This window comes from Comamonas composti DSM 21721 (assembly GCF_000429845.1).
Lineage (GTDB): Bacteria > Pseudomonadota > Gammaproteobacteria > Burkholderiales > Burkholderiaceae_C > Comamonas > Comamonas composti.
Window position 1 is genome coordinate 146003 of the sequence record NZ_AUCQ01000002.1, and the last position, 18883, is coordinate 164885.

General features: G+C 62.8%; 19 protein-coding genes. 10 read left to right on the forward strand and 9 right to left on the reverse strand.

Annotation, left to right across the window (positions count from 1 at the left end):
- The first annotated feature begins 314 nt into the window (after positions 1–314).
- Positions 315–605: a co-chaperone GroES gene (groES, locus tag G486_RS0102400; protein WP_027014094.1), complete on the forward strand. Its 291-nt coding sequence runs from the start codon at positions 315–317 to the stop codon at positions 603–605.
- An 89-nt stretch (positions 606–694) separates the two neighbouring features.
- Positions 695–2338: a chaperonin GroEL gene (groL, locus tag G486_RS0102405; RefSeq protein ID WP_027014095.1), complete on the forward strand. Its 1644-nt coding sequence runs from the start codon at positions 695–697 to the stop codon at positions 2336–2338.
- 82 nt (positions 2339–2420) lie between these two features.
- Here groL and hglS read toward each other — a convergent pair whose 3' ends face one another.
- The 3 genes from hglS to tal all read right to left on the reverse strand — a co-directional run bounded on the left by hglS (position 2421) and on the right by tal (position 6550).
- Positions 2421–3806: a 2-oxoadipate dioxygenase/decarboxylase HglS gene (gene hglS, locus G486_RS0102410; RefSeq protein WP_027014096.1), complete on the reverse strand. Its 1386-nt coding sequence runs from the start codon at positions 3804–3806 to the stop codon at positions 2421–2423.
- A gap of 170 nt (positions 3807–3976) precedes the next feature.
- Entirely contained in the window at positions 3977–5587 is a 1611-nt protein-coding gene (pgi, locus tag G486_RS0102415; RefSeq protein ID WP_211233743.1) for a glucose-6-phosphate isomerase, read from the reverse strand.
- Between the two features lie 12 nt (positions 5588–5599).
- A complete protein-coding gene (gene tal, locus G486_RS0102420) occupies positions 5600–6550 on the reverse strand; it encodes a transaldolase (RefSeq protein ID WP_027014098.1) in 951 nt (316 codons plus the stop codon).
- Positions 6551–6760: 210 nt separating this feature from the next.
- On the opposite strand from tal, the gene G486_RS0102425 reads away from it, so the two are divergent.
- A complete protein-coding gene (locus tag G486_RS0102425; protein ID WP_027014099.1) occupies positions 6761–7606 on the forward strand; it encodes a MurR/RpiR family transcriptional regulator in 846 nt (281 codons plus the stop codon).
- Between the two features lie 8 nt (positions 7607–7614).
- On the opposite strand, the gene G486_RS0102430 is transcribed toward G486_RS0102425, so the two are convergent.
- The 4 genes from G486_RS0102430 to G486_RS0102445 all read right to left on the reverse strand — a co-directional run bounded on the left by G486_RS0102430 (position 7615) and on the right by G486_RS0102445 (position 11959).
- Entirely contained in the window at positions 7615–8112 is a 498-nt protein-coding gene (locus G486_RS0102430) for a YbhB/YbcL family Raf kinase inhibitor-like protein (protein WP_027014100.1), read from the reverse strand.
- An 89-nt stretch (positions 8113–8201) separates the two neighbouring features.
- Positions 8202–9428, reverse strand: a complete 1227-nt coding sequence (locus tag G486_RS0102435; RefSeq protein WP_027014101.1) for a M20 aminoacylase family protein — start codon at positions 9426–9428, stop codon at positions 8202–8204.
- 144 nt (positions 9429–9572) lie between these two features.
- Entirely contained in the window at positions 9573–10718 is a 1146-nt protein-coding gene (locus G486_RS0102440; protein WP_027014102.1) for a porin, read from the reverse strand.
- 176 nt (positions 10719–10894) lie between these two features.
- Complete coding sequence (locus tag G486_RS0102445) at positions 10895–11959, reverse strand: porin (protein ID WP_027014103.1); 1065 nt, start codon at positions 11957–11959, stop codon at positions 10895–10897.
- Positions 11960–12284: 325 nt separating this feature from the next.
- Between G486_RS0102445 and coq7 the strand changes: the two genes are divergently transcribed.
- The gene (gene coq7 / locus G486_RS0102450) at positions 12285–12902 is read left to right on the forward strand and encodes a 2-polyprenyl-3-methyl-6-methoxy-1,4-benzoquinone monooxygenase (RefSeq protein ID WP_027014104.1); all 618 of its coding nucleotides are present in this window, start codon (positions 12285–12287) and stop codon (positions 12900–12902) included.
- A 24-nt stretch (positions 12903–12926) separates the two neighbouring features.
- On the opposite strand, the gene G486_RS0102455 is transcribed toward coq7, so the two are convergent.
- Complete coding sequence (locus tag G486_RS0102455; RefSeq protein WP_027014105.1) at positions 12927–13379, reverse strand: OsmC family protein; 453 nt, start codon at positions 13377–13379, stop codon at positions 12927–12929.
- A gap of 352 nt (positions 13380–13731) precedes the next feature.
- On the opposite strand from G486_RS0102455, the gene ilvA reads away from it, so the two are divergent.
- From ilvA to G486_RS0102470, 3 genes are all read left to right on the forward strand, one after another.
- Positions 13732–15285: a threonine ammonia-lyase, biosynthetic gene (gene ilvA, locus G486_RS0102460; protein ID WP_027014106.1), complete on the forward strand. Its 1554-nt coding sequence runs from the start codon at positions 13732–13734 to the stop codon at positions 15283–15285.
- Between the two features lie 68 nt (positions 15286–15353).
- Positions 15354–16184, forward strand: a complete 831-nt coding sequence (locus G486_RS0102465) for an adenosylcobinamide-GDP ribazoletransferase (RefSeq protein ID WP_027014107.1) — start codon at positions 15354–15356, stop codon at positions 16182–16184.
- Positions 16181–16762, forward strand: a complete 582-nt coding sequence (locus tag G486_RS0102470) for a histidine phosphatase family protein (protein WP_027014108.1) — start codon at positions 16181–16183, stop codon at positions 16760–16762. The genes G486_RS0102465 and G486_RS0102470 overlap by 4 nt, the downstream gene beginning before the upstream one ends.
- Here G486_RS0102470 and G486_RS0102475 read toward each other — a convergent pair.
- Positions 16759–17244, reverse strand: coding sequence for a type II secretion system protein N (locus G486_RS0102475; protein ID WP_027014109.1), 486 nt, complete (start codon positions 17242–17244; stop codon positions 16759–16761). The two genes, G486_RS0102470 and G486_RS0102475, sit on opposite strands and share 4 nt — an antisense overlap.
- Before the next feature lie 22 nt (positions 17245–17266).
- On the opposite strand from G486_RS0102475, the gene gspG reads away from it, so the two are divergent.
- From gspG to gspI, 3 genes are all read left to right on the forward strand, one after another.
- Complete coding sequence (gspG, locus tag G486_RS0102480) at positions 17267–17719, forward strand: type II secretion system major pseudopilin GspG (RefSeq protein WP_027014110.1); 453 nt, start codon at positions 17267–17269, stop codon at positions 17717–17719.
- A 297-nt stretch (positions 17720–18016) separates the two neighbouring features.
- Positions 18017–18463 carry a GspH/FimT family pseudopilin gene (locus G486_RS0102485; protein ID WP_034386413.1) on the forward strand — a complete coding sequence of 149 codons (447 nt, stop codon included), beginning with the start codon at positions 18017–18019 and terminating at the stop codon, positions 18461–18463.
- The gene (gene gspI, locus G486_RS0102490) at positions 18460–18846 is read left to right on the forward strand and encodes a type II secretion system minor pseudopilin GspI (RefSeq protein WP_027014112.1); all 387 of its coding nucleotides are present in this window, start codon (positions 18460–18462) and stop codon (positions 18844–18846) included. The genes G486_RS0102485 and gspI overlap by 4 nt, the downstream gene beginning before the upstream one ends.
- The last annotated feature ends 37 nt before the right edge of the window (positions 18847–18883 follow it).

The window sequence follows — 18883 nt, forward strand, 5'->3', positions numbered from 1 at the left end:
CTTGCGCGATGCGAGCTGGTCGCTGGTCGCTGGTCGCTGGTCGCTGGCCGCTGGCCGCTGGCCGCCTCAAGCGCCTCATAGTGAAACACTCAGCAAGGGATACGCTCTCCAGGGGCAAGGTCACCATCCAGGCCGCAACTACGACCTGGGTTTACCCATGGACTTTTCGCCAGCCTCTTGAAAGAGCAGGGAATTGCCTTATTATTAGCACTCACAGGGGTTGAGTGCTAACAAGCACCGCCCCTCGACTTTGCCGGGTCGGCCTGAAGGCCGACCAGTCTTGTTTCAACTTTGTTGATGAATTAGGAGCTGTTATGAACCTGCGTCCCCTGCACGATCGCGTGATCGTCAAGCGCCTCGAGAACGAAACCAAGACGGCCTCGGGCATCGTGATCCCCGACAACGCCGCCGAAAAGCCCGATCAGGGCGAAGTGCTGGCAGTGGGCCCTGGCAAGAAGAACGACAAGGGCGAAACCATTGCCCTGAACGTGAAGGTCGGTGACCGCGTTCTGTTCGGCAAGTACAGCGGCCAGTCCGTCAAGGTCGATGGCGACGAGCTGCTGGTGATGAAGGAAGACGATCTGTTCGCAGTCGTCGAGAAGTAATTCTTCCCAAGCATCTCCCATATTCATAGCACCTAGCGCTTGATACATATGCGCTAGAGGCTTTTTTGAACCAGATTTAGGAGCCAAAAATGGCAGCAAAAGACGTAGTTTTCGGTGGCGAAGCACGTGCACGCATGGTTGAAGGCGTGAACATCCTGGCCAACGCGGTCAAGGTCACCCTGGGCCCCAAGGGCCGCAACGTGGTGCTGGAGCGCTCGTTCGGCGCCCCCACCGTGACCAAGGACGGCGTGTCCGTGGCCAAGGAAGTGGAACTCAAGGACAAGCTGCAGAACATGGGCGCCCAGCTCGTGAAGGAAGTGGCCTCCAAGACCAACGATATCGCTGGTGACGGCACCACCACCGCCACCGTGCTGGCCCAGGCCATCGTGCACGAAGGCATCAAGTACGTGGCCGCCGGCCTGAACCCCATGGACCTCAAGCGCGGCATCGACAAGGCTGTCACCGCCCTGGTGGAAGAGCTCAAGAAGCAATCCAAGGCCACCACCACCTCCAAGGAAATCGCCCAGGTGGGTTCGATCTCCGCCAACTCCGACGAGTCCGTCGGCGAGATCATCGCCGAAGCCATGGACAAGGTCGGCAAGGAAGGCGTGATCACGGTTGAAGAAGGCAAGTCGCTGGCCAACGAACTCGACGTCGTCGAAGGCATGCAGTTCGACCGCGGCTACCTGTCGCCCTACTTCATCAACAACCCCGAAAAGCAGGTTGCCCTGCTGGACAACCCCTTCGTGCTGCTGTTCGACAAGAAGATCAGCAACATCCGCGACCTGCTGCCCACGCTGGAAGCCGTGGCCAAGGCCGGCCGTCCTCTGCTGATCATTGCAGAAGACGTCGAAGGCGAAGCCCTGGCAACCCTGGTGGTGAACACCATCCGCGGCATCCTGAAGGTTGTGGCTGTGAAGGCTCCTGGCTTCGGCGACCGCCGCAAGGCCATGCTGGAAGACATTGCCATCCTGACCGGCGGCAAGGTCATTGCCGAAGAAGTCGGCCTGTCGCTGGACAAGGTGACTCTGGAAGACCTGGGCCAGGCTGCCCGCGTCGAGATCGGCAAGGAAAACACCACCATCATCGACGGTGCTGGCAAGGCTGAAGAAATCGAAGCCCGCGTCAAGCAGATCCGCATCCAGATCGAAGAAGCCACCAGCGACTACGACCGCGAGAAGCTGCAAGAGCGCGTGGCCAAGCTGGCCGGCGGCGTGGCCGTGATCAAGGTGGGTGCTGCCACCGAAGTCGAGATGAAGGAAAAGAAGGCTCGCGTGGAAGACGCGCTGCACGCCACCCGCGCTGCCGTGGAAGAAGGCATTGTGGCCGGCGGTGGCGTGGCCCTGCTGCGCGCCAAGCAAGCCGTGGGCGAGCTCAAGACCGGCAATGCCGAGCAGGACGCCGGCATCAAGCTGATCCTCAAGGCCGTGGAAGCTCCTCTGCGCGAAATCGTGGCCAACGCCGGTGGCGAGCCTTCGGTGGTCGTGAACGCCGTGCTCAGCGGCAAGGGCAACTACGGCTTCAACGCGGCCAACGACAGCTATGGCGACATGCTGGAGATGGGCATTCTGGACCCCACCAAGGTGACCCGCACGGCTCTGCAGAACGCTGCTTCCGTGGCCTCGCTGCTGCTGACCACCGAAGCCATGATTGCCGAGTCCCCCAAGGCTGACTCCGCACCCGCCATGCCCGACATGGGCGGCATGGGTGGCATGGGCGGCATGGGTATGTAATACCCGCCGACGAGGCAGCCATGCCTCGTTGCCCCACAAGAAAGGCCGCGCAAGCGGCCTTTTTCTTTTTCAGGGCCGTGGATCAGCCCTGAACCCGACTCAGCAGCAGCTCCATGGACTGCTGCTGCGCGGCTGCGTAGAGCGCCATCTCGTCGTGCACGCTGGCGCCCAGATCGGCCTCGAAGGCCTGGCGGGCCGCATGGGCTGCGTACTGCTTGTGCGTCTCTCCGCCCAGGTTGGACTGGAAGATGCCGGCCGCGCTCACGGGCAGAAAATCCTCATAGGTGATGGGCTCGGCACTGACCAGGCCCTCCTCGATCCATTGCTCCAGCCCGCCCGCGCTGGCGAACCTACTGCGAGCCTCGATCTGCTGCTCGCCCGCAGGGCTGAGCACATAGCGAAAAAAGGCCAGCTTCTGGCGGCGCAACGCCTGCCAGTCATCGGGAAAGTCGGCAAAGGCCGCATGCAGGCGCTGGCCATAGCTCAAGGCCCTGCCGTGGGTGTCTTCGCGCGGCTCACGCGCCTGGGCCAGCAGGCGGTCGTACAGCGCGCGGCCTTCGGGGGTCAGGGCCACGCCGCGCTGCTCGATCTCGCCAAAGCGCGCAGTATGCGATCCCGCCTCGCCCCTGCCCTGGTCCGCAAAGCGCACGGCTTCCTCCAGCGCCTTGAAACTGGTCTGGCGCAGCAAAATCGGGCAGGCCCGCGCAGGCGGGCCTTCGATCTCCTCCTTGGCGTGCATGCCATGTGCGGGCATGGCCGCCTGGGCGGCATCGATGTCCAGGGTGCGCGGCGTCAGGTGGTTGATGTGCGGGCCCTTGAAGCAGACCACATCGGCAATCAGGCGGTGGGCCTGGTGCAGGGATGCGTAGGTGGCCGCATCCACGGTGGATTCGCAGTGCCAGCGAAAGGTCTCCAGCGCCTCTTTGACGAATGCGTCGGCCTCGGCCTCATGCAGACCGCCTGCGCTCTCGGCCTTCGCGATCAGCTCCAGCACATGTGGCGTGAAGATGCTGCGCGCGCCCAGAATCGCCCGCGCCCGGTCCTGCAATGCCGGATCGGCAATCAGCTCCAGGCGCAGCAGCGAGGTGAAGACCCGAAACGGATTCGCACGCAGCGCGGCTTCGCTCACAGGCCGGAAGGCCGTGGAGTGCACGGGCACCCCGGCCACGGACAGGTCGTAGTAGCCCACGGGTTCCATGCCCATGACCGCGAACAGGCGACGCAGCATGGACAGTTCGGCCGCCGTGCCCACGCGTATCGCGCCATGGCGCTCCACCCCCAGGCGCTCCAGCTCCCGGCCGGCCTGCATTTGCGCATGCAGCGCCGGCCGGGCCTGCAGCGTGCGCTGATTGATGTCGGCCACCAGTTCCAGAAGCTGGCCGTACTGCGGCACTTCATTGCGGTACATGTCCGACATGGCGCGTGAAAAGCGCGTGCGGATCTCATCACGGGACAGGATGGGGGACATGGAACTCCTTAAAAATGAGCTGCTTGCGCTTTCTACATAAAGGTTTCAGCCACAAAACCATATCAACTCAAGGTATATCAAGCGCTAGCAGCTATATTTTTCATATCAAACCAGGGACTGAGCCGGACGGATCTCCTGCAGCGCGCCCCGGCTTCAGGGGCTTTTCCGCGTCAGCCCTGATCGGCGGTCATGAGCCGCCGCATCAGGGCCCGGGTCGAGGCATCCACGCCCTGCCAGTCGCCGCTGTCATGGCGCTGGTGCAGCTCGCGTGCCAGCTTCTTGCCCAGCTCTACCCCCCACTGGTCAAAGCTGTTGATGCCCCAGACCGCGCCCGAGACGAAGACCCGGTGCTCGTACAAGGCGATCAGGGCGCCCAGCGATGCAGGATCGAGCTGCTGCAGCAGCAGGAAGCTGCTGGGCCGGTTGCCGCTGCAGTGGCGCTCATGACCCTCGCCATGACGCCCCACCATCAGACCCTGGGCCTGGGCAATCGCATTCACGACCAGGCTCTGGTGATGGGCACCCAGGTATTTGCCGCCATCGCGCAGGGCAATGAACTCCACGGGGATCACGTCCTGACCCTGGTGCAGCATCTGGAAGAAGGCATGCTGGCCGTTGGTGCCCGGCTCGCCCCAGATCACGGGCGCCGTGGGCTGCTTCAGGCTCAGGCCATCACGCGTCACGCCCTTGCCATTGCTCTCCATCTCCAGCTGCTGCAAGTAGGCCGTAAGCCTGCGCAGCCCATGGCTGTAGGGCGCTATGCAGCGGCTGCCCAAGCCGCAGAAGTCGCGGTACCAGACATCGAGCAGGCCCAGGCGCAGCGGCAGATTTTTCTCGGCCGGGCTGCCGAAGAAGTGGGCATCCATGGCGTGCGCGCCGGCGAGCAGCTCGCGGAACTGCTCCCGGCCTATGGCAATCGCCACGGACAGGCCTATGGCCGACCACAGCGAGAAGCGCCCGCCCACCCAATCCCAGAATCCCAGGGTGCGGCCTATGCCGAACTCGGCCGCCGCCGCGACATTCGTGGTCAGGGCCACGAAGTGCCTGTCTATGGAGCAGGGCGCAGCCGCATCCGCGCTGCCGCCGTTGTCCAGAAACCACTGGCGTGCCGAATGCGCGTTGAGCATGGTTTCGGCCGTGGTGAAGGATTTGGAGGCCACCAGGAACAAGGTGTTCTGCGGCTTGACACGCCGCAGAACATGGCCCAGCTCATGGCCGTCCACATTCGAGACGAAGTGAAAGTGCTTGCCCGCATCCACCCAGTCTTCCAGCGCGTTGACCACGACTTCGGGGCCCAGATGCGAGCCGCCGATGCCGATGTTGACGATGTCGGTTATGCGGGCATCGGCACGCACCTGCTCGGCCAGCTCCAGCATCGCATCCAGCGTGGTGTGCACGTCGCCCAGGGCCGCATGCATGGCCGGCGACCATTGCTGCACGACGGGGTTTTCACTCAGCGCACCACGATCGCGCGGCATGCGCAGCAGCCAGTGCATGACGGCACGGCCTTCGCTGCTGTTCACGGCCTCGCCCGCGAGCATGGCATCGCGCAACTGGGCCACGCCGCGCTGGCTTGCCAGCAGACCCAGCAGGCTCTCGGTCTCGGTATTCCAGAGGTTCTTGGAAAGATCCGCAAACACATGCGGGGCTTGCTGGCTCAGTTGTGCCAGCCTTTGGCCATCGGCCGCAAAGGCCTGGCTCAGGTTCATGCCCCGGATGCTGTCACGGTAGTGGTTTTGCAGCGCGCCCCAGGCGGGCGCGGCATCGCATGTGGAAAGCAAGATCCGGCCCCTTTATTGCGCAGCCTGCATCAGCGCTTCCAGCTTGCGCGTATCGGCAGCAAAAGCGCGTATGCCTTCAGCCAGCTTCTCGGTGGCCATGGCGTCTTCGTTGAGCGCAAAGCGAAAGCCTGCTTCGTCGTATTGCACGGGCTCCAGCTGCAGGCTGCGCGCGGCCTGGGCGTCGAGCGCGGGCTCGACGGGCGCGGCGCCGGACTCCAGCTGTGCCAGCAGCTCGGGCGCAATGGTCAGCAGGTCGCAACCGGCCAGGGCCAGAATCTGCCCCGTGTTGCGAAAGCTCGCGCCCATGACTTCGGTGGCAATGCCGAAATGCTTGTAATGCTCGTAGATGGCGCGCACCGAGCGCACGCCTGGATCGTTGGCCCCGGCCATGGCGGCCTCGTCCCAGCTGCTGCCCGCCTGCTTCTTGTACCAGTCATAGATGCGGCCCACGAAGGGCGAGATCAGCTTGACCTTGGCCTGGCCGCAGGCCACGGCCTGGGCGAACGAGAACAGCAGCGTGAGGTTGGTGTGTATGCCGCGCTGCTCGAGGCGGCGTGCGGCCTCTATGCCCTCCCAGGTGGAGGCGATCTTGATGAGCACACGCTCGGTGTGCACGCCTGCCGCCTGGTAGAGCTCGATCAGGCGCTCGGCCCGGCTGAGCGTGGCCTCGGTATCGAACGACAGGCGTGCGTCGACCTCGGTGGAGACACGGCCCGGAATGAGCTTGAGGATTTCACAGCCAAAGCGCACCAGCAGCCTGTCCATGACCTCATCCAGACCGCGTGCGCCATACTGCGCCACGGTGGCACGCAGCAAGGGCGCATACTCGGGCTTTTGCACGGCCTTGAGAATCAGCGAAGGGTTGGTGGTTGCATCCTGAGGCTGGAACTGGGCCAGTTGGTGAAAGTCTCCGGTATCGGCCACCACGGTGGTGTACTGTCTCAACGCATCTAACTGGTTCATCGAAAATCCTCTTCAAATCCTTTTTGGCTGCCAAAGCAGGGCCCGACAAGTCTTGCCAGTGCAAGATCCAGAATGACGAACAGGCCAAAGTGTATGCGCGAGCTTGGCTTGGCGGCCTCGCAATATGCATGCCCAAGCGCAAGCCTGATGCAAAATGTAAGCCGTCGCCTGCCACTGGCGGCCCTCACAGGCGCCTGCCAATAATTCCCCATGCTTGATCGCATTACCGCCTCCCTCCCCTCGCTGGCCCCGGCTGAGCAACGCGTGGCCCGCCTGGTGCTCGCCGACCCACGCTCTTTTGCACAGCTTCCCGTACGCGAACTGGCAGAGCGCGCGCAGGTCAGCAAGCCGACGGTGGTGCGCTTTTGCCGCAGCATGGGCTATGACGGCCTGGCCGACTTCAAGCTCAAGCTGGCCGGCAGCGTGAGCGAGGGCGTGCCCTTCATCCACCGCAGCGTGGACAGCGACGACAAGACCGGCGACGTCATGGTCAAGGTCGTGGACAACGCGGTGGCCGCCTTCCTCCAGTACCGCAATGCCGCCAGCAGCGCCTCCCTGGAGCAGGCAGCCCGGGCGATTGCCGCGACCTCGCAGACCGGCAGGCGCATAGAGTTCTACGGCGCAGGCAACTCAGGCATTGTTGCCCAGGATGCACAACACAAATTCTTTCGTCTGGGCGTGACCAGTCTTGCGACCAGCGATGGCCACATGCAGGTCATGAGCGCCACATTACTCGGGCCTGGGGACTGCGCGATCATCGTCTCCAACTCCGGGCGCACGCGCGATCTCATGGATGCAGCCGACATCGCGCGCAAGAATGGGGCCACCACCATCGCCATCACGGCCAGCGGCTCGCCCCTGGCTGCGGCCTGCCAGATTCATCTGGCGGCCGATCACCCCGAGGGCTACGATCGCTACAGCCCCATGGTTTCGCGCCTGCTGCACCTGTTGGTCATCGATGTGCTGGCCACCTGCGTGGCACTGCGCATAGGCCCCAGCCTGCAGCCCGCGCTGCAGCGCATGAAGAACAATTTGCGTGCCAAACGTTACACCTAGCCTCTGAATCAGGAGCGACCATAAGTCGCCGTGAATGTGGCCTTGCCCAGACTGGTCGCATTGACCATGAAGCCAGCCAGAGCGGCCGTGGCATCGTCAGGAATATCCAGCCTCTCCACCGACAAGGCATGGACCGTGAACACATAGCGGTGCGGCTTGTCACCGGGCGGCGGGCAGACACCGCCCCACGCATGGACGCCGAAGTCGTTGCGAATCTGGCGTGCAGATGCCGGCAGGTTGGCACCGCCGACCGCACCCGCATTCGCGGCAAGCTCGAATGTTCCCGCCGGAATGTCCACCACAAACCAGTGCCACCACCCGGAGCCCGTGGGTGCATCGGGATCGTACATGGTGAGCACAAAGCTCTTGGTACCCACGGGAGCCCCCTTCCAGGCCAAGGCTGGAGATTGGTTGCGGCCAGAGCAGCCAAAGCCATCGAACTCGAATCGCTGATCAATGGCCGAATCGGCAGCAATTTCGGGACTGGTCAGCATGAACTCGCTCATGAAATCTCCTTATGACGTGACAGCAAAAGACCGAGTATGCCAAGAGCATGCTGGCGGCCTTGGGATAGAGCCTGGGCAATCGCCCAAGACTATGGTTTTTGGCCCGGCAAAGGCATGGCCTGCTCGATGAGGCTGGCATGCAGGGCAGCGCCCAGCGGTAGCACTTCGTCATTGAAGTCATAGCGACTGCTGTGCAAGGGCATGCCGGGCTGGCTGCCCTGCGCCTGGCCCAGACGCAGATAGGCGCCAGGCTTGTGCTGGAGCATGAAGGAAAAGTCCTCGGCTCCCATACTGGGTTCTAGGTTTCTGTCCAGATTTTCCTGACCCACGAGGCTCTGGGCCACATCAGCGGCAAATGCGGCCTCGGCCTCTGTATTGATGGTCGCAGGAAACAGGCGCTCGTAGCTCACTTGAGCCGTTGCCCCCAGCCCCAGGGCCACAGCGCTGCAGATCTCCTGCAAGCGCTGCTCCAGCCTGTCCTGTATGGCGGCGTCAAAACTGCGCACCGTGCCCACCAGCGTGGCCTTGCCAGGCATTACGCTGAAAGCCCCGAGATCGCCGGCCTGCACCGCGCACAGACTGATGACTGCACTGTCGATGGCGCGCACATTGCGCGCCACGATGCTCTGCACCGCCGTCGTGATATGGGCTGCGGCAAGCACCACATCCACAGTCTGGTAAGGGTGGGCCCCATGACCACCACGGCCGGAGACTTCTATGGTGATGCGGTCTGCAGCCGCCATCATGGCCCCCATATTGATGCCAATGGTTCCTGCACGCATCGCGGGCCAGTTGTGCATCGCATAGATGGACTGCACCGGGAAGCGCTCGAACAGGCCATCCGCAATCATGGCCTTGGCGCCGCCGCGGCCCTCTTCGGCGGGTTGGAAGATCAGCACAGCCGTGCCATCAAAACACCGCGTCGCTGCCAGATAACGTGCCGCCCCGACCAGCATGGCCGTATGACCATCATGACCACAGCCATGCATGAGCCCGGGTTTGGTGGAGCACCAGGAAAACTCGTTGTGCTCAACCATGGACAAGGCATCCATATCGGCCCTCAGGCCCACCATGGCTCCCGAGCCCTGCCCCTGGCCGCGAATCACGGCCACCAGGCCGGTCTTGCCAATTGCGTCATGGATTTCATCCACACCGCATTGACGCAAGGCCTCCTTGACGCGCGCCGAGGTGTAGTGCTCCTCAAAGCCCAACTCTGGATGTGCATGCAGTTCACGCCGCAAGGCGGTGAGCTCGGGGTGATACTGCGCTATATGGGTAAAGGCCTTGCCTGCGGCCTTGAAACGTACGGCGTCCATCGACTGATCTCATTTATGGGTTTGCGTGTTCACACACCATACCCCAGGAAAAAGCACTTCGAGATTCACAGGCCTAAGAACGTGTTCACAGCCCAAAACGCACAAGGCCTTCCGAAGAAGGCCTTGCAGTTCAGACAGGAGTTATCAGAAGCGGTGACGCAGACCAACGGTGAAGCCAGTGCGCTTGGTGGCGCCATTGGCATCCAGATTCATGCTGTTGCCACCACTGACCTTGGTGTGGTCGATGGCCACGTAGGCATCGGTACGCTTGGAGAAAGCGTAGTCGGCGACGGCAACGATGAAGTCAGCCTTGCCATTGAAATTGCCGGTGCCGGAGCCCGATTGCTTGGCGTGATAATAATGCGCGCCAATATTGACCTGGGGCGTAACCTGATAGCCCGCACCCACCTTGTACATCTGACGCTTGTTGGCGTCGCCAGCCGAGAAGCCGCCATTGGAAGAACCTGTCCAATAGGCATTGAGTATGCCTTGGTCGAAAGCTCCGCCTTGAGCAGGCGCTGGGTAATTGTCCTTGCGCTTGTTCAGACCATAACCTGCGTTCAGATACAGGTTGCCAACACGGTAGGAACCGCCCAGAGACCAAGCATCCACCTTGGTACCTGCGGGCAGCGTGGTCGTGAGATAACCTGCACCGGCAGAAATACCGCTTTGCGAATAACGCAGATAACCGCCGGCCGTCTTGATTGCACCACCGGTGCTCACTGCCGCGCCGACTTTATCGAAGGTATTGTTTTCGTCAAACGAGTATTGGAGGCCACCACGCACAGGGCCGAACTCGGCCACGTACTTGATCATATTGCTGGCACGAGCTCCCATGGACATGCCGATTTCTGGCTTGTATGCCTCCATGTACGGGGAGTAGGGGAAAGAGGCATAGGTTGAGGTCACCAAGTCGAACAGCATGTTGTACTGACGACCCATGGTGACCTGGCCAAAGCTTTTGCTGCGCAGACCAACCCAGGATTGCTGGAAGAAATTGGTGCTCGCCGACTCACCCGAGTCGGTCAGAAAACGGGCTTCCACATTGGCGATAGCAGCCAGCCCGCCACCCAGGTCTTCAGTGACATTAATGCCCCAGCGGCTTTGGGACATGCCTCCACCAATCATTTGTGTCTTGCTGCCTTTGTTGGCTCCCTCATTATTGGTATGGCGCACGGCGGCATCAACGATACCGTAGAGTTGAACACTGCTTTGCTGAGCAAAAACCATAGGGGCGCAGCAGGTGACAGCAGCCAGTGCAATTGCTTTCTTCACGAATGAAAAGTTCATTGTGTTGTCTCTCTTGTTTACGATTGGTTTCGGAATTTTCATTCTATGAATCCCAAGCCAACTTTGTCAGAGTTTGCATAAGCACAACACAGGTATTTCCCTAGCGCAAAAAAGAAAACCCGCCAAAGGCGGGTTTTCTTAGCTTTGAATGACTGCTGGCTCAGGCCAGCCGTGCATTAGAAAGCGTGACGGATGCCAACTTGCACGCCGGTCTGGCTTTGGCCGCCTTGACCGTTGCTGCCCTTGACTTCGCCGCTGTACACACCCTTGGCTTGCAGACCCAGAACGGAGTCATCCTTGTTCTTCAGGTAAGCCACGGTGCCGTACAGAGCCGTACGCTTGGACAGGTTGTGCACATAGCCCAGGCTCAGCTGGTGAGCCTTGGAGTCGATGGCCTTCTGGTCGTACAGAGCGTACTGCAGCTTGACTTCGCCAACGCCGCCCACGGGAGCCGAAACGCCCAGCAGGTAGTTGTTGTACTTGTCGCTGTTCAGGCCCGAGGGCTTGTACTTGATCTGCTGAACTTGGCCCACAACCTTGGCCACGCCGAAGTTGTAGGAAGCGCCCAGTGCCCATTCGTCGCGGTCAGCGGCAACGCCGTGAGCCGTGGTCTTCAGTTGAGCCAGGGCCAGGGTCACGCTCAGAGGACCTTGGTCGTAGCCGACATTACCGCCGAAGTAGCGACCGGTCTTGGTGGCACCGCTGGGCTGCTCGTCAAAAGCATAGCTCACAGCAGCGTTGAAACCGCTCATGTTGGGGGTGTAGTACGACACCATGTTGTTCGAACGGATGGTGTTGCTGTCAGCCAGGCCATTGCTGGCCCAGTCGCGGTAGCCCATGTTCTGGCCGATACCGGTGGCACCGAACAGGTCATACTTCAGACCAGCGCGGAATGTGGGGGTCAGTTCACGGCCCAGACGGACTTCACCGAAGTTGCCCGACAGACGCACGGTGGACTCACGCTTGAAGTTGAAGCCCGAGGCGTTGCCGTCGTCACCGAAGATTTCGCCTTCCAGCCAGAAGCCAGCCTTCAGGCCACCGCCCAGGTCTTCCGTGCCACGCAGGCCCAGACGGCTGGTAGCGTTGCCGCTGGTGCCCACGCCGTAGCGGCTGTCACCAGCGCCGTCCTTGTTCACATAGCTGACGCCAGTGTCCATGATACCGAACAGGGTCACGGAGGATTGAGCCATTGCAGCGCCGGAAGCGGCCAGCACGGCCAGGGCGATCAGAGATTTTTTCATTGCGATTACTCCAAGGTTGAGAAGGGCGCTTCGCGGAGAAGAAGAGGCCTAGCCTTGTGCTTCACCGGATTCCCGCGCCAACCTCCTGGTGGGGAAGTTGGGCCTATTGCACCAGAGCACTGCTGCAGGCGCAAAGAAATTCACCCAAAAACGCCGCTTGAGCGCCATTTTTGTTGCACTACTGCAACAAACCCTAGGACAACTCCAAGTCGGCCAAGCCTCTTGTCGACCTGCCGTTTTGCTGTCCACTCAGTGCCCAGCCAGGACAATTGGTGTACCTTCAGTTCAGGGACATGGTTTCGCGACTCCCGCTTCTGGACACGCTATGGACAAATTTTTTACAGCCGCCGATGCTGCATTGCGCACTTTGTTTGCCCGCCCTGCTGCCGCCGAGCGCTCTCCCGCTGCCGGCATGGCCGAAGGCGATCTCTCGGATGATGAGCGCAAGCTCGCCGGCGCCTTGATGCGCGTCAACCACGTCGGTGAAGTCTGCGCCCAGGCCCTGTACAACGCCCAGGCCATGGTCACGCGTGACATGCAGTTGCGCGAGCATCTGCTGGAGGCTGCGCGCGAGGAGACCGATCACCTTGCCTGGACACGCGAGCGCCTGGACGCCCTCGGCGACCGCCCCAGCCTGCTCAATCCACTATGGTTTGCGGGTGCGTTTGCCATAGGCGTGGTTGCAGCCAGGATCAGCGATGCGGCAAGCCTGGGTTTCGTGGTGGAGACGGAAAACCAGGTCTCCGTCCACCTGGAAAGCCATCTGGGCCGCCTGCCTGAGGAAGACCAGGCCTCGATTGCCGTCGTGGCCCGCATGAAGGAAGACGAGGAGCGCCATGCCCAGGCTGCGCTGGACGAAGGCGCCGTGATCCTGCCGCCCGCAGTCCAGTCCTTGATGCGCATCGCGGCCAAGGTCATGACCACGACGGCCCACAGGATCTGAGAGCGTGTTCACGCTCTGAGCCGCTCAGCCTTCGACAATATCGAAACCCGTGGTGATCTGCGCCGTCTTGCCCAGCATGATGGAGGCCGAGCAGTATTTGTCGTGGCTCATGGCGATGGCGCGCTCCACCGCCGCAGGCGGCAGGTTCTGGCCGCTCACCGTGAACTGCATATGTATCTTGGTGAAGACCTTGGGATCGACATCCGCGCGCTCGGCCGACAGCTTGACGCTGCAGCCTTTGACCGCATGGCGGCCGCGCTTGAGTATCAACACCACGTCATAGGCCGTGCAGCCGCCGGCCCCTGCGAGCAGCATCTCCATGGGCCTGGGCGCAAAGTTCTGCCCGCCATTCGCAGGATGGGCCGCATCGGGCGCCCCATCCATGCTCACGATGTGGCCGCTGCCGGTCTCGGCCACAAAACCCATGCCGGAGCGCATGCCCGTGGCTGCCCCTGTCCAACTTACCGTGCATTCCATCTGAAACCTCTCAAAAACTGTTGCAATTTTGCATCAAATCCACAAAAACCCTGATTTTGCTGCATCGCAGCAGTCATCGTGATTAGAATGCAGACAAGCGTTACCTAGAGGGTTAACCCGAAACCTCCAGGTGGACTGCAGATTGTGAGCCATCTCCTTCTGTATCGCAGCGATTGTCTCCTCCACCTCCTCTAATGGTGGATTCCACCTCTGGCTTTGCAGCCAGAGGTTTTTTTTTGCCTCAACGCATGCGCATTCACCGCACTGCAGCATGCGGCGCAAGCGCCTATGATGATCGGCTGATTTGGGCAGGCCCGCTGATACGGCCTGCCGTTCAAGCCCTCCTCCAACCATGACCCACCCACTCACCCCAGCCGACTATCTGTCCAAGATCCTCAATGCCCGTGTCTACGACGTAGCCCTGGAGTCGGATCTGGCGCCGGCCAAGGCACTGAGCCGCCGCCTGCACAACAAGGTGCTGCTCAAGCGCGAAGACCAGCAGCCCGTGTTCAGTTTCAAGCTGCGCGGGGCCTATAACAAGATGGCTCAGCTCACGCCCGAGCAGTTGAAGAAGGGCGTGATTTGTGCCTCGGCCGGCAACCACGCACAAGGTGTTTCTCTGAGCGCCCGCAAGATGGGCTGCCGTGCGGTGATCGTGATGCCCACAACGACACCCCAGGTCAAGATCGATGCCGTCGCCGCCCTGGGCGGTGAGGTGGTGCTGGCTGGCGAGAGCTACAACGATGCCTACAAGCACGCTCTCAAGCTCCAGAAAGAGCAGGGGCTGACCTTTGTGCATCCGTTCGACGACCCCGATGTGATTGCCGGGCAGGGCACGATTGCCATGGAGATGCTCAGCCAGCTGCAAAAGCTGGGCAGCCCCGAACTCCATGCGGTGTTTGTGGCCATTGGCGGGGGCGGCCTGATCTCCGGCGTGGCCAACTACATCAAGGCCGTGCGCCCGGACATCAAGGTCATAGGCGTGCACACCAAGGATTCCGACGCCATGCTGCAATCGGTCAACGCCGGCCAGCGCGTGGAGTTGCCCGACGTGGGCCTGTTTGCCGACGGCACAGCCGTCAAGCTTGTGGGAGAGGAGACTTTCCGTATTGCCAAAGGCCTGGTCGATGACTATGTGGTCGTGGACACGGATGCGGTCTGTGCGGCCATCAAGGACATTTTTGTGGACACGCGCTCCATCGTCGAGCCTTCGGGCGCGCTGGCCGTGGCCGCGATCAAGCAGTACGTGGCCAGGCACAAGACCAAGGGCGAGACCTATGCCGCCATTCTGTGCGGCGCGAACATGAACTTCGACCGGCTGCGCTTCGTGGCCGAGCGCGCCGAGGTCGGCGAAGAGCGCGAGGCCCTGTTTGCGGTCACCATTCCCGAGGAGCATGGCAGCTTCAAGCGCTTTTGTGAGGTCGTGGGCAAGCTGCCCGGCGGGCCGCGCAGCGTGACGGAGTTCAACTACCGCATCAGCGATGCCAAGCTAGCCCATGTCTTCGTCGGCCTGACCACACACGGCAAGGGCGAGTCGGAAAAGATTGCCAAGACCTTTCTGCGCCAGGGCTTCGAGACCCTGGACCTGACCTTTGACGAGATGGCCAAGGAGCATCTGCGCCACATGGTGGGCGGCCACTCCCCTCTGGCCCAGGACGAAAGACTGCTGCGCTTCGTGTTCCCCGAGCGCCCTGGTGCCCTGTTCAAGTTTCTGAGCCTGATGGCCCCGAGCTGGAACATCTCGCTGTTCCATTACCGCAACCAGGGTGCGGACTACGGGCGCATCCTGGTAGGCATGCAGGTACCGGCCAAGGACGGCAAGAAGTTCGACAGCTTTCTCAAGAACCTCGGCTATCCCTGGGTGGAGGAAACCAGCAATCCAGCCTATCAGCTGTTCCTAAAGTAAAGAAGAGGCCGTAATGGCCTCTTCAGCTTACAGGGCCTGCGCAAGCCGCTCACTTTTTTGAACCGCCCATGAAGCCTCTGCGCCACTTTCTTCTGGCTTTGCAGTTCTTCAGCCGCATCCCCGTGACCGGGCGGCTTGCGGCCTGGGTGGGCTGGAGCCCCGCGCTGCAGCAGGCCAGCGCCGCCCACCTGCCTGGCGTAGGCTGGCTGGTCGGCTTGTGGGCCGCCCTGCTGCTGTGGGGCCTGGCCTGGCTGCTGCCTCTCAACCCCTGGATGCCCTTGATGGCAGCAGCCCTCAGCACCCTTGGAACTTTATGGCTGACCGGCGGCTTTCATGAGGATGGCCTGGCCGATGTGGCCGACGGCCTGGGCGGCTTTGTCCCGCCCGAGCGCGCGCTGGAGATCATGAAGGACTCGCGCCTGGGCTCTTATGGCGTCATGGCCCTGGTCATGGCCCTGCTGTCCAAGCTGGTCCTGATTGCGGGCCTGATCTCGGGGCTGCAAGCCGCACCCCTCTGCGCAGCCTTTGCCGCAGCCCTGGTGCTCTGCTGCAACCATGTGCTCTCGCGCTTCACGCCCCTGGTGCTCATGCACAGGCTTCCCTATATAGGCATGGGTGCCGGCTCCAAGACCTTGCATGTCGCAGGCCGGCGGTTGGGCACACAAGGCCTTGTGACCGGTGCCATCTGGTGCCTGCCGGCCCTGGCGCTGCTTTCATGGCTTGGCCTCTCACTGCTTGCGGCCATGCTGCTGGCCGCAGCCCTGGTCACGGCCCTGATGCTGCGCTGGCTACGCAAGCGCCTGGGGGGCATGACGGGTGACTGCCTGGGTGCCTGCCAGCAAGTCACGGAGCTGGCCATGCTTCTGGCCGCCGTTCTGGCCTGTGCCCACAGCACATGAGTCCGGCCTCACGCAAGCTCTGGCTGGTACGCCATGCCCAGCCCTTGATAGCTCCCGGCATCTGCTATGGCCGGCTGGATATGCAAGCCGATGGCCCGGCAACCGACCAGGCCGCCCAGGCTCTGGCGGCGGCCCTGCCTGGCGCCTGCCGCATCAGCCATTCACCGCTTCAAAGATGTGAGCAGCTGGCGCTTGCCCTGCAAGCGCTGCGACCTGATTTGATCTTTATTCCCGATCACCGTCTGCAGGAGCTGGACTTTGGCAGCTGGGAGGGTCTGGCCTGGGATGCGATCGACCGGCTGGCCCTGGCCGGCTGGGCCGATGATCTGGCTTCGGTGGCACCCGGCGGCGGCGAGAGCCTGGCCTGCATGCTGGAGCGCGTGCACCAGGCCTTGTGCCAGGCCCGGGTGTCCGACTGCGCCAGCGGCGATCATGTCTGGATCAGCCATGCAGGCGTGGCGCGCTGCGTGCAATGGCTGTCCGCGCATGGCCACAGGTTGCCGCACTCATCGGAATGGACGCTGCCCGCACCCGCCATGGGAGAGTGGCTGGTAGTGCCGCTCGAAAGCCAGGTCTAGCGCTTGCCCGGCAGCGGCAGTTGCAAGGTGATGGAGACCGGCGCCTCAAGACTGGAGCCCAGCCGCGCCTCGCGCGTGGAAACCGATTGCAGCACCACGCCATCCTCCAGCTTCGCGCCCACACGAAAAGGCTTGGGCGGTGCACTGCCCACGGCGATGACGGCCGCACCGGCTCCGCTGTCGCGCCCTGCGAGCACGCCGACCAGCGCATAGCGCGAAGCCGCTGCGGCCACGGGCTCGGGCACAGCCTGGGCCGCACCTGCAGCGCCCAGCGCCTGGGCCATGGCCTGGGCATCGACACGCGGCGCAGGCGCGGGCCGCACCGGCAGCTCGGCCGTCCCTGCGGGGCCCAGCAGGCGCATGCCCCAGAACATGAGCAGGCCTGCAGCCAGCGCCCAGAATGCAAACGTGGCCAGCTTCAGCGGCCAGGCTCCGGGCTGCCTGGCCCGGGGCTGGCCGCGCTTCAATGAAAATGTCACCATTGCCCGATTATGATGGAGTGATATGTCCAATTCGCTGCACCGTGTTTCCGCCTCCCTGCGCCGCTCAGTCCAGCGCGGCTTTACCCTGATCGAGCTCATGGTGGTGCTGGTCATCATCGGCGTGCTGGCCGCACTCATCGTGCCCAATGTGCTGGACCGCGCCGACGATGCCCGCGTGACTGCAGCGCATACCGACATTGCGAACATCTCCCAGGCGCTAAAGCTCTACAAGCTGGACAACCAGCGCTTTCCCACGGCCGAGCAAGGCCTGCAGGCCCTGATCGCCAAACCCACCAGCGGCCCCATTCCCGGCAACTGGAAGCCCTATCTGGAAAAGCTGCCCAACGATCCCTGGGGCCGCCCCTACCAGTACCTGAACCCCGGCATCAAGGGCCCGGTCGACGTCATGTCCTTCGGCGCCGACGGCCAGCCCGGCGGAGAGGGCAAGGATGCGGATATTGGCAGTTGGCAGTAATGTGACCCCCACGCTCCCTCACTGCCTGTGGTCGCTGCCCCCCAAGGGGGCCGCGTTTCATCTTGGGGCGGCCCGGCGATGAAACATGCCCCCCACGCTCTCTCACTGCGTGTGGTCGCTGCCCCCAAGGGGGCCGCGTTTCATCTTGGGACGGCCCGGCGATGAAACATTCCCCCCGCGCTCCCTCACTGCATGCGATCACTGCCCCAAAAGGGTCACGTTTTGCCTTGGCAAAACCTTCCCAGCGTCAGCGCAGGCAGCTCTCCATTCCCGGCATGGTTTTGACCGCATCTGACCATGGCCTCCATCATGTCTAGCCAGGGCAGAGCACGCGGCTTCACGCTTTTGGAGTTGCTGGTGGTGATCAGCATCATTGCGCTGGCCACGGCCGGGGTGGCCGTGGCCATGCGCGACAGCGGCCAGGCCCAGCTGGAGCGCGAGGCCGAGCGCCTGGCTGCGCTGCTGGATTCTGCGCGCGCCCAGGCCAGGGCCAGCGGCCGGCCCGTGCTCTGGCGGCCCACGCCCCAGGGCTTTCGCTTCGAAGGCCTGCCCTCGACCTCGACCCTGCCCACGGCCTGGCTGTCTGCGGGCGTGCAGGTACAGCCCACGACGCCGCTGGTCCTGGGGCCCGAGCCCTTGCTGCCGCCCCAGGCCGTCGTGCTGTCGCTGCCGTCCTCGGGCAATGCGCCCTTGCGCGTGTTCACCGACGGCCTGCAGCCGTTCTCTGTAGAGTCGCTGCCATGAGGCCTGCTCTTCATCGCCCGCCGCGCCGCCGGCTCCGGCGCGGGTTCACGCTGATCGAGGTCATGGTGGCCCTGGCCATCGTGGGCATTGCCCTGCTGGCCGGGCTGCAGGCCACCTCGGCGCTCACGCTCAACGCCCAGCGCCAGTCGGATGTGCTGCTGGCCCAGCAGTGCGCACAAAACGAGCTGGTGCGCATGCGCCTGTCCCAGCAGATGCCGCCCATAGGCGACAGCAGCAGTACCTGCGTGCAGGCCGGAGCTGCCTTCATCGTGCAACTGGCCGTGCGCCCCACGCCCAACCCCAGCTTCCGGCGCGTGGATGCCGAGGTCAGCACCAGCGCCCATCCGGTGCTGCGTATCTCCACCATCGTGGGGCGCTATTAATGAATGAGCTGCAAGCGCCTTCTACATATGGATTTCA